General features: G+C 51.1%; 11 protein-coding genes. 5 read left to right on the forward strand and 6 right to left on the reverse strand.

Going from position 1 to position 10,343, the window contains the following annotated elements; translation table 11 throughout:
• Positions 1 to 13: 13 nt before the first annotated feature.
• The 3 genes from ACT4MF_RS17305 to ACT4MF_RS17315 are packed head-to-tail and all read right to left on the reverse strand — an operon-like array spanning position 14 to position 2,473.
• The gene (locus tag ACT4MF_RS17305) at positions 14 to 226 is read right to left on the reverse strand and encodes a hypothetical protein (RefSeq protein WP_444683524.1); all 213 of its coding nucleotides are present in this window, start codon (positions 224 to 226) and stop codon (positions 14 to 16) included.
• Positions 219 to 1,709 (reverse strand): homing endonuclease associated repeat-containing protein, encoded by a 1,491-nt coding sequence (locus ACT4MF_RS17310; protein WP_444683523.1) that lies wholly within the window; start codon positions 1,707 to 1,709, stop codon positions 219 to 221. Before ACT4MF_RS17310 ends, ACT4MF_RS17305 begins: the two co-directional genes overlap by 8 nt.
• Before the next feature lie 8 nt (positions 1,710 to 1,717).
• Positions 1,718 to 2,473: a tyrosine-type recombinase/integrase gene (locus ACT4MF_RS17315; RefSeq protein WP_444683522.1), complete on the reverse strand. Its 756-nt coding sequence runs from the start codon at positions 2,471 to 2,473 to the stop codon at positions 1,718 to 1,720.
• Between the two features lie 690 nt (positions 2,474 to 3,163).
• On the opposite strand from ACT4MF_RS17315, the gene ACT4MF_RS17320 reads away from it, so the two are divergent.
• Entirely contained in the window at positions 3,164 to 3,655 is a 492-nt protein-coding gene (locus ACT4MF_RS17320; protein ID WP_152421887.1) for a hypothetical protein, read from the forward strand.
• Between the two features lie 88 nt (positions 3,656 to 3,743).
• Here ACT4MF_RS17320 and ACT4MF_RS17325 read toward each other — a convergent pair whose 3' ends face one another.
• From ACT4MF_RS17325 to ACT4MF_RS17335, 3 genes are all read right to left on the reverse strand, one after another.
• A complete protein-coding gene (locus tag ACT4MF_RS17325) occupies positions 3,744 to 3,944 on the reverse strand; it encodes a hypothetical protein (RefSeq protein ID WP_004048670.1) in 201 nt (66 codons plus the stop codon).
• Positions 3,945 to 4,038: 94 nt separating this feature from the next.
• Positions 4,039 to 4,548, reverse strand: coding sequence for a hypothetical protein (locus ACT4MF_RS17330; RefSeq protein WP_444683521.1), 510 nt, complete (start codon positions 4,546 to 4,548; stop codon positions 4,039 to 4,041).
• Between the two features lie 182 nt (positions 4,549 to 4,730).
• Entirely contained in the window at positions 4,731 to 5,024 is a 294-nt protein-coding gene (locus ACT4MF_RS17335) for a DUF8153 family protein (protein ID WP_049909290.1), read from the reverse strand.
• A gap of 182 nt (positions 5,025 to 5,206) precedes the next feature.
• Here ACT4MF_RS17335 and ACT4MF_RS17340 point away from each other — a divergent pair, with 182 nt between their 5' ends.
• The 4 genes from ACT4MF_RS17340 to ACT4MF_RS17355 all read left to right on the forward strand — a co-directional run bounded on the left by ACT4MF_RS17340 (position 5,207) and on the right by ACT4MF_RS17355 (position 9,993).
• Entirely contained in the window at positions 5,207 to 6,877 is a 1,671-nt protein-coding gene (locus ACT4MF_RS17340; RefSeq protein ID WP_049909263.1) for a transposase, read from the forward strand.
• Positions 6,878 to 7,399: 522 nt separating this feature from the next.
• The gene (locus ACT4MF_RS17345) at positions 7,400 to 7,711 is read left to right on the forward strand and encodes a DUF8065 family protein (RefSeq protein ID WP_444683520.1); all 312 of its coding nucleotides are present in this window, start codon (positions 7,400 to 7,402) and stop codon (positions 7,709 to 7,711) included.
• Positions 7,712 to 8,323 carry a hypothetical protein gene (locus tag ACT4MF_RS17350; RefSeq protein WP_444683519.1) on the forward strand — a complete coding sequence of 204 codons (612 nt, stop codon included), beginning with the start codon at positions 7,712 to 7,714 and terminating at the stop codon, positions 8,321 to 8,323.
• A 323-nt stretch (positions 8,324 to 8,646) separates the two neighbouring features.
• Positions 8,647 to 9,993: a BamB-related PQQ repeat family beta-propellar protein gene (locus ACT4MF_RS17355; RefSeq protein WP_444683518.1), complete on the forward strand. Its 1,347-nt coding sequence runs from the start codon at positions 8,647 to 8,649 to the stop codon at positions 9,991 to 9,993.
• Positions 9,994 to 10,343: the final 350 nt, after the last annotated feature.

The following is a 10,343-nucleotide window of genomic DNA, read 5'->3' on the forward strand; positions in this document are numbered from 1 at the left end:
CCGCTCTGAGAACTCAACGGTATCGCTCTGGCGGGTAGAAGACGACGTAGACAGTTGACCCAAGGTTGTACCACGATTTCGGGAGGATTGAGATCTCGAGTCCCCACTCGGCAGCAAACTCAAAGACATCGAACCAGAGGTTGTAGGGCGGATCGTCAGCGCCGAGCCGCTCAATATTGCCCGGATACACATGTATCGCAGTGTAACAATCAGTCTCGTCACTCAATTTTCACTGACCATCCATTGTCGCCTTTTGGATCATCAAGAAAGCGATGGTAGTGCTCGATTTCGTTGTCTGAGAGGGCGAGCCGCCGTTTTAACATTGCTTGTGATGCTCCCCGGCAATACTCAAAGAGATAATGAGTACAACGCAGATCCCTTTGTAAGACCTGTGGACCAGATCTTGATGCCAAGTCATTGACTACCGGCCTATTTATATCGAAGTTGATTGCTCTCGATGTGCGACGGATTGGCAGGTGAGCAGTTGTCTCCTCTGGAGGATAACCGCTGAACTCTATTGACTGTTTGAGTCTTCCAGAACAAATTGGATCGAACTCTTTAACCAATTGATTATATAGAACCCCAACGGAAACTGATCGGCTTCCTCTCTTGGCCTTTAGTGGAAATATGATCACTGGGCCTGTCTTTGTGTCCTCAATCCCTTCTTTAGCTACCCACTTGTGCTCGCTCTTATCGCATCCTGTGAGAAGGGACACCATGATTACTGCTTGGTCATACGGGTCAATCTGAGGAATCTGTTCAACGAGCTGACATAGTTCCATTTTATTGAGTGGAACGGCCTTCTGACGGCTGGAGCAATCAATGCTTATTGACCCACGAAGGGCTGCAACTCCTACACCTCCAAACTGGAGACGATACGTCTCCTTAGAGGGGAAATCACAGCTGCTAACAGTGTCATCTTTGATCTTTTTTACGTCCCCCTCGGAGGATGCTCGCTTGAGGGCTTCTATGAGTTCTTTTTCAGAATATTTCCCCTCTTTTCTGGGGGTATATCCCGCGGCACGTACAGCCTCATTCCAACTTCCAAATCGCCTACGTACCGTGCTCGCTGTTACTGTTTCGGGGCGATCTCGAAACTCTGGGCCTGTTGGTGGTTTCTCCCCATCAGCAAGGCTCCGAATTTGGTCGAGTAACTCCTGATCGCTGTAGTTTTTATTGCTGTGGGTAAACCCGGCGGCACGCACAGCCTCATCCCAACTTCCAAATCGCCTACGCACCGTCTCCACTGCTACTGTTTCGGGACAATCTCGAAATTCTGGGCCTGTTGGTGGTTTTTCCCCATCAGCAAGGCTCCGAATTTGGTCGAGTAACTCCTGATCGCTGTAGTTTTTATTGCTGTAAGTATACCCAGCGGCACGCACAGCTCCGTCCCAACCTCCAAATCGCCTACGTACCGTATTCGATGCTGCTGTTTCGGGGCAATCTTGAAACTCTGGGCCTGTTGGCGGTCTCCCCCCATCAGCAAGGCTCCGAATTTGGTCGAGTAACTCCTGATCGCTGTAGTTTTTATTGCTGTAAGTATGCCCGGCGGCACGCACAGCCCCATCCCAACTTCCAAATCGCCTACTCACCGTCTCCGCTGATGCTGTTTCGGGGGAATTTTCAAACTCTGGGTATGTTGGTGGTCTCTCCCCATCAGCAAGACTCCGAATCTGATTGAGTAACTCCTGATCGCTGTACTTGCTCATCGCCTGTATCACTTCGTGCTTCGTCTGCCACCGCTTCCTGCGACTTCCGCATCCGTCCAATCAGCGTATTTTCTTGTTGTCTCAATACTTTCATGCCCAAGCTCAGCTGCGATTTGTTCGAGCGATGCTCTGTCGGGATCGCCCTCATTTCCACGATACATTTGAGTGCCGAGTGTCGCCCGGAGATCGTGTGGCGTAACATCCGGAATAGGTTCATCCTTCCAATCTACCGTTTTCGGAGTTAGACCTCGCTCTCGCCGGAATTTTCCACCCATCCTCTCATCAGCACGGGCTGCAATCCTGTGTACTCGCCTACGGAGTGTGTTAGTTAGAACCGGGAATGTATCCCGCCCGTAGTCGTCAGTAACTTTGAAATAGCCTAAGAGGTCTTCCGTCAGCTGTAGCGGTCTTGTCTCCCCAGTATAGTAGCATTGATACGTTCTAGGGATCTCGATAATCCGCCGCTCTCCTGCAGGCGTTTTCGGATCAATTTGATCTTTATTCTGGTGTGAACAGTCGGTACAGACCTCTCCGGGAGGAGACTTGTGACACTGATCGGATTCTGGTACGATTATTTTGAGAATGTCGATATCGTCATCGTACCACATCCAATCAGAGTGTAGATGTGTAAAAATGAATATACGTAGTCCAGTCCATAATAATCCCGATCCCGTAATTCTTGTGAGAGGTTCATCGAATGTCTCTGCCGCATCAACGAACTCTTTCATAAGGCGTGGCTTGAGCTTTTTACAGTCCCGTTCCATGATTTGGTTTCTAATTGTGCATGGTATTCGTGGATATTTAAATTTATGTAGGATCCTGAATGGGCCGAAATCCAGTTATTTACACAAATGAAAAGTCACAATTTTTCTTGGATCGTGTACTCCCGCATCTTGTACAATATCTGGCGGCTCACCGACTTCCTGCTGAAAGCGGACGTTGACGGCGAGATGGACTACGCACCTGTGATTACTGCGGGTGAGTGTGTTGAGCTCGTTGCCTCAGCATTGATTCCACACGACTAACCCGCTAAAATCTCGCTGAGTCTGCCGTTCGGGAGTGGCAACTCTATTCAGGAGCGCTAAAATCCATACAATTTCGTACGCTTGTCCGGTAGTTCAAACTCAGAGATTCAAAAACGGTCCTTGAGTGGTGAGAATAACCATGAATAGATGACGATTCAACCCAAAACTAGCTCATCCTCCGAGACTGTGAACTTCTGCGGGGTCTCTGAAGATGAGACCAACTATCTCAATGTATATGGTCACAGCTTCAGAAGGTGGAACCGATGCATTCCTTCTCTTCGACGTCAGTAGGGGGTGAGTCACCCGTTCAGTATGTCTGCGTGCCGACCGCACGTCTATCCGGTAGAGTTGTATACTGGTCTGCGAGCGTAGCAGATACGGGGACCAATTTAGTATCTACCACTTGTAATTTTAGAATAGCAATACAAAATGAGCAAGGATAACGAAAACGGTCGTGGAAATTCGAGGCAGCAGGTGGTTGGGCAGAAACGAGATATGCTCTTGGAGAGGGTCTACGATACCACAAAATTCGCAGATCTCGACAAGAAAATACGCGAACGAGGATACGAGGAGACAGAATCTATCGTTCAGCGCGGTATACGTCCGGAAGATCCATTCGATTTCTACCAAGTTATCCGCCACTATACTAACGAGGACGATCAAGCGATAGCCACGTGGATTGGCCTAGACCCAGAAAAAGTCGAGAACGGTGAAGTATCGTATGATATGATAGAGGTGCCAGATGAGATTCAGGACACAGAAAGGGGTCAGGAACTTTACCCACTCATTGTTGCTTTTCTGAACGACGAGGGAATCGGATTCCGAGCAACCAGTAAGGGGATTGAAGAACATGAATTAGATAACAGCATTCTTCGAAACGCGCTCAAAGAATCGTTCCGGACATCCAGAGAGGAAGAATAGGCTCTGTGGCTTTGTTAAACTCTTCTTCTTCAGACACATTATCGTCTGAAACAGCCTGTCAATGAGAACTGCGTATTGACCGAATGTGTCAGAACCAGTCCTTTTTCCTGAGATAGAGCATCGTAATTCCACAAACGAAACCGCCGCCAGTTCCCCTGATGACCGCACCAGTCAACTCACCGTCGAAGAGAACCGTTTGGATGGTACTAACGACTACGACCCAGACAACAATGTTCGTGAATAGGTATACCCACGGATTCTCCAAGTCGAAACGGAGGACCTCGTTCATACTTCAATTACTGACTTCAATAGGAAATACGTTCCCTGTACTGAACGATTTACAGTCGATACTTCCGGGGTTGCGCGGCTGAAGTCAAAAAAAGTTACTCAAGATCCTCACGATATTTCACATTCAACCCATTTTGGACTAAAATATCTTCAACATCTGATAGAGTACCTGTTTCACTCTTAGACCACGTCGGCATCAATTGAACTACTCGGAGTTTTTCAGAGTCATTCTCCTGATACTGTATGATCATGTGTGGGTGACCGATCTTATTTGGTTTGGATAAGATGATCTGTTGGATTGTTCCAAGCTCAATTTTAGTTTTGTCAGAGACTCCAAAATACCTATTGTAAATGTATTTTCCTGATAATAATAAGACTCCTAAAAGTACACCGCTAACTAAGCCATTTACCGCGACTTCTCGGATAAATATACTAGAATTAAAAACAATAGACAATATCAGATAGAGAGCTGTTGTTGACAGAATTATTTGTAGTGTATAGCTATTTTTCAGGAGACGCTTAGCTCTAGTGATTTTGTTACTTTCGATCTCGATATAGTTATCATGTACCACACAATTTCCCGGAAGAATTTGGAATTGGTTCATAAGCGAGATTATAACAGCCGGTTAAATAAGAGGATGAATTACCCAATCAAAACGGTTTGGATTTATGACGCTCGGCTCTGTCGAAATCCTCTTCTTCAGATAGGTTCTTGCCTGAAACAACTGGTTGTTGGAAGGTGCGTATTTAACACTCAATACAGCTCGTTACCGCGAGCCGTACCGGTCTACTGACTGTCAGGGTCTACAACGATTACAGGATCTGCGATGGTCAGCGCTATGCCGAAAATGAATAGCCCGAATCCCACAATTCCTACTGCGACTGACTGTTGTAGCAGGCCGGTTGTGCTTCCAGCGCTGATACCGGCGCCAATCATCCCTATCTTCCGTGACTCGCCACGCATAGTTTGTTGAAATTTTGTGAGATTGTCGAGCATGAGCTCTGTTGTCGCCCCGTATATGAACGGAATCGCTACGAGGACGCTGAGGCTACTGCCACCGACAATTACCACCGGCGTCATCACTCCCAGACCGACAACCGTCGAGAGGGCGTACCGAATAGACCGTCGCATAGTGGTCGTTCGCTCACACTACACTTTACTGGCCGGGTTGTGCGTCAATCCACGCAGGTGCTGTATTGAGCACTGTCGAGTGGGTGTTTCACCAAAGTAGCTTTTGTCGTCGGTTACAGTAGCGCTGTCCGATGACACCGACACGATCCTCTCGACGTGCTGTGTACCGTCGCATCGCCCAGACGTCCTACTACGACTGGCCAGCCTATCGTGCGACGCCCCTCTACGACCGGAGTTCAACAACCGGCCTTGCTGAAGATGTCCGGGTCCTCGCGACCGTCTGGTTTGACCACGACGCCCACGACTCTATCGAAGCGTTCGTCGCTCACTGGCCACTAGCCTACGTCGAATTCGACGCTCACGATCGCTACGCTGGGAGTACGACCTACGAGATGAAGGCGCTATTCCGGGGGTTTCTCCTCAAGGAACTCTACGGGTGGGACCACGAAACGGCACTCTGCTCGTATCTGGGAGACCGACCCTCTCTCCGCCGTCGCCTCGGGTTCGAGACTGTGCCCGACCAGTCGACGCTCTGGCGGAGTTGGCACTATCGGTTCACCTCCGACCTCCGCGAGTGTATCGAAACTGCCGCGCGGACGATCCTCTTCAAGGCGTCCGACGCTGGGGTCTCGGTTCCACGCACCCCGCCGCGTACAATTCCGCGTCGCCAGACCGATGACGACGAGACGACCGGCCCATCTGCGTTCGAGCGCAAACAACAGCTCACAACTCACGTCAGCCACCTCGTCTATCCGGTGTTTTCGCTCGACCGCGCGAGTGGTTGTGCTATCCACGAGAACGCGTTTTGGAATCTTCAAACGTATCTCGGCCTTCAAGAGAACCTCGCTGCCAATGAGGGCGCCCGCAGCTTCCGCTACGACACGACACGCGAGCGGACGCCTCTCGGCCATAATCATCGAGACCAGATACGATCCCTGTCTATCGAGCGCATCCGTGAGATGTATCGCGAGGCTGCCCAGCGACTCGTCAATCGGACGGCCCAGATGCGAAGCCTGTACCAGCGTAGCTGTATCGCTATCGACACGACGGAAGCCGACCCGTTCACCGGTGACCGGACGGGCCACGAAGACAAGATTATCGGCACGAAAGAGAAGACCGCCGAGTACGCCTATCAGTGGGCGACCGTCCAGCTCGTCGGTGATTCCGTACCACTGGTTCTCGACGCACGTCCCATCCGGAAGGGTGACACCCGCCTAGAGATCGTCGAGGATCTCCTCGATTCGGCAATGGGGCTTGTCGACGTTGACCGCGTGTTCATGGACCGGGAGTTCGACAGCCAGCATATTCTCGAAGCGATAGCCGACCGGGGCGTCACGTATGTTGTGCCAAAGCGGATGCACACCAGCGAGAAAGCTCAGGCCAAACGATTGCTTCAGCGCGACCAAGACCGCTACGTCACCGACCGCAAACTCCATCTGGGCAACAACGAGTGGCACGAGACGACGCTCCAGTACCGTCGAAAGAAGAACTCAGACCGGACGGATCACGGGCAGTACGCCGTGTTTATGACCAACGGCGACCCCAGCGCCATCACAGAATATGGGAAACGCTGGGACATTGAGCGAGGCTACAAGTCGATCAAGCGGTTCATGGCAGCGACAACGTCGAAAGATTTCGTGCTGCGATTCTTTTATTTCGCGTTTGCGTGTCTCCTGTATTCGATCTGGCGCGGGATCGATATGCTGTTTCAGTGTGAGAATGGTGGTGTGTACGATCGTGAACCCGTTGTAACGGCGCAGAACACGCTGACATTGCTCCGGCAGGAGACAGGGATCGGGTAGCGACCATCTGAGACTCAGAGGGTGCCCCGACTCGTGAGCGGCAGCGCTCTTGCGAACTTCGGTCATTTCCCGAAATAGTTCGATGACCGACATGAAACCGATCTCGGAGGCATCATCCAACCGATATCTGCGCACCGATTCAGTCGAAATCACGCATCTCACACCCGCTAAACCCGCTGTAGTCTCAACTTCCAACGGGTCTGTTAACTTACGAACGACACGAAACGTTCACGACTTCTTTTTCTCACAATGGATGTCTAACAAAACATGAGGAGATATGACAAATTCCAGCCAGTTACATAGAAACCCGCTCTTGTACCCGATTCGATATCGGTTCCATTACGATAAATAAGCCGTAGCCTATTCAATACCGGATCGGCTACAAATAATTGTTTTTGTTTGGAATATGAGTTATCTAACAACCAAGGCGGCCAGAAACATCCTCTCGCAAGCAAATTGTTTGTACCCACGCGTTCCCAACTGGGGGAACATTTATACTGGCAGCAGCCCGTATATAGAGATATGAGTCAGGGCTCGTACGACGATACCATCAAATTCCGCGCGGGCGCGCTGAAAGAGGCGGCTGGCGAGCTCGATGCGATCCATCTCGGCGGGATCAATATCAGCGAACTCGCCCGAGCGGGGCTTACAGATATGCTCCGTCGGAGCATGACTGACGAGGACAAAATCACCCTCTATGAACGCTACAAGGCAGGTGAGATCTCCGAGGAGGCTACTCGCCTGCTGCTTGGCGAGGAGTTCGACCTCCTCCAGGAAGATATCGAAGAGTTCGCCGCGGCAGCCGAGGACGATACCAGCCAATATCTTGTTTGAATGGCGACTGATGAACCGCAATATCCGATTCTCGTCGATACTGACGCCCTGATCGCCGTCGGGAACAGCTCACTATGGGATTGTATTACTGAGAACATCGGACTCACGACCACGAACGTCTGCCAGCAGGAGCTAAAGCGCCATTACGAGCAGAACCGCTCTTACGCTCCAGAAGGAAGTCGCTCGTATCGCCTTCACCACGGTAGTACGCGTGTTCTTGATGCACTTGAGGATACAGAGACACCGTTGACACGTGTCGCGAGTGTCCCTCGGCCGCATGGGGCTGATGCCGGTGAGCAATCGCTGGAACAGCATCTCGTGCAGCATCCAAAGGCGGTCGATTACGTGGTGTTGATGGACGCTCACGGCCGCCGTTCGATCCGTCGAGAGATTCAGAACCGCGACCTCGAGGCGCGTGTAGTGCCACCGACTTTTCTCTTCTACATTCTCTACGATAACGATCTCATCTCGCGAACAGCGTTTTGTGAAACGTGTGCTGAACTTCTCAGAAGTGAAGGGTGGACAGGCTATCACGCCGTCGATGCTGCGTGGGAGGGGATTCCAGTCGACTGCTCAGACGTCATTGACTCGGATCTCCTTCCACCTTCATGATTATCACTGAACACACAGGGGACGATCCATGATGCGTATCGGCTCTTTATCGAAGACAACTGGGAGGATGCTGATGACGCACCATTCGATCTCCTTGATGAATTCGAGGAAGGAATCAGTAGTCCACAGTGGCAAGGCTCGATGAAAGATTTCTGTGAGTTCGTAGCAGCCGACTCGACGAACTATTCGGATCAGGTCTACGAAACGATCGTCGAGAACGGTCCCAGTAACCGTGACGACTGGGATAAGATCGTCGAAAATTCGGCCTCATCTTGTATGTGGTTCGCTGGTGCCCTCTCTCGCGGTGCGCTTAATCAATTGTAGTGCCAGTTGAGCCGGCGGTGGCCGTGGGGATTCCCCTACTGGTCATGGTGGTTGAGGCATCGGCAGAGAGAGTCAGAGATTATTGGAGAGTTCAACAAAAAATTTATAAATATACTATTGAGAATTATGATATGAACCGGAGATCGCTTCTCTCGGTCACGGTTGTCGGGGTGAGCTCGCTTTCGGGTTGTCTCTCGGTGTCTCCGTTATCGGACTCGAACAGACCGTTCTCAGAGGATCCAACCGGAGAGTGGACACAGTACGGTGCTGACGGGGCAAATACATTTTCGCCCGGCGTTTCCGCCCCGTCACGAGGAGAGTTGGCTTGGATATCGGAGGCGTTCACACGCTGGCAGCCTGTCGTTTCCGATGGGATCGTGTATATGACGAACTTCGATCCGAGCAACGATGGGAGCGTGATCGCACTCGACGCGCAGGATGGCAGCGAAGAGTGGCGAACTACTCTCAACGCTACCGGGGATAACGGAACTGTCATCGTCGACGATCGATTCCTCATAGCCTACGACGCGGAACTTGTTGCACTTGATCCCCAATCGGGCGAGCAAATATGGACAGAGCCGATAAGTGGGTTCGAATTTTCGGAGTTGCTTGTCGCAGATGAAGCGACTGGAACCGTACTGGTTGGGTCTCGCACCGGTATTGAAGCATTCAGCGCAGCGAACGGAGAAAAACAGTGGGAGATCAACATGGTTCGCCAGATCACCCATGCGCCCGCAATGTACGACGGGGAGATATTCGTTGTTGGATACATAGATGACACGCCATTTCTCGTAGCGTTCTCACTAGAGGATGGTTCAGAGTTCTGGCGAAGAGAACTTGAGGCCCTCCCGGAATCTACCCCACCTGTTGTGGTACAAGATAGAGTGTTTGTCTCCGAGAATCGAGTGCTCGTGGCTTACGATAAGGAAACCGGTGACCGACGCGGTGAACTCTATTCGTTCTCGTACGACGAAGGGAACTATGAGATCAAGGGAATAGCTGCTACTGACGGTACCGTATACGTCACTAGCGAGGATGGTGTCGCTGCGATCGATAGCGAAACTGGAACTGAACGGTGGCGTCGTGACGCGATAGCTGGGCACTCGGGGATCTGCGTTGGAACTGAAACGGTTGTACTGCCACTTCGGGATCCCGAAATCGCACCTAATACGGAGACGATTAGCGCACTTGATCGTGAATCGGGAGAGTTGCGCTGGAACTACTCATTCGATTCAAGCCCCAACGTCATGGTACCACCAGTATTGGTTAATGGAGCTGTGTTCTTCACAGCCAGCAATATGGACGGGCTTGGGGCGCTCGGCAATGTATCTGCGGACGATAGCTAACACATGGTTGTGTGTCCGCCGCTTTTCGACGTCTCCATTGAGTGTGGGAGAGAACGCTGGCAATAGAATACCCACAAGACACCTTTATTCGTGTGAGGGAAGTGAAGAATATGGGATATCGTTAGGAGAGTCACACATAACACGGGGGTGCCCGGTTCGCGGTGCTTCCGGTGGTAGCGGGCGTGCTTGTCCTGACGATGGTCAGGGCGTATCCAAGAGGAATCCCGCTAAGAGAGGAGTGACAGACGGTAGAATAAAGAAAACAGGATATAGTGGCTTTGTTGAAATCCTCTTCTTCAAACATTTCTCATGGTGTGATTAATTCAGAGAGGTCGTTTACCTCCCAACAG

Source organism: Halorubrum sp. FL23 (assembly GCF_052439115.2).
GTDB classification, from domain to species: domain Archaea; phylum Halobacteriota; class Halobacteria; order Halobacteriales; family Haloferacaceae; genus Halorubrum; species Halorubrum persicum.

Coding starts and splice junctions, on each gene's coding strand:
- ACT4MF_RS17310 (WP_444683523.1), bottom strand. CDS start 1,709: ATGAGCAAGTACAGCGATCAGGAGTTACTCAATCAGATTCGGAGTCTT.
- ACT4MF_RS17315 (WP_444683522.1), bottom strand. CDS start 2,473: ATGGAACGGGACTGTAAAAAGCTCAAGCCACGCCTTATGAAAGAGTTC.
- ACT4MF_RS17320 (WP_152421887.1), top strand. CDS start 3,164: ATGAGCAAGGATAACGAAAACGGTCGTGGAAATTCGAGGCAGCAGGTG.
- ACT4MF_RS17325 (WP_004048670.1), bottom strand. CDS start 3,944: ATGAACGAGGTCCTCCGTTTCGACTTGGAGAATCCGTGGGTATACCTA.
- ACT4MF_RS17330 (WP_444683521.1), bottom strand. CDS start 4,548: ATGAACCAATTCCAAATTCTTCCGGGAAATTGTGTGGTACATGATAAC.
- ACT4MF_RS17335 (WP_049909290.1), bottom strand. CDS start 5,024: ATGACGCCGGTGGTAATTGTCGGTGGCAGTAGCCTCAGCGTCCTCGTA.
- ACT4MF_RS17340 (WP_049909263.1), top strand. CDS start 5,207: ATGACACCGACACGATCCTCTCGACGTGCTGTGTACCGTCGCATCGCC.
- ACT4MF_RS17345 (WP_444683520.1), top strand. CDS start 7,400: ATGAGTCAGGGCTCGTACGACGATACCATCAAATTCCGCGCGGGCGCG.
- ACT4MF_RS17350 (WP_444683519.1), top strand. CDS start 7,712: ATGGCGACTGATGAACCGCAATATCCGATTCTCGTCGATACTGACGCC.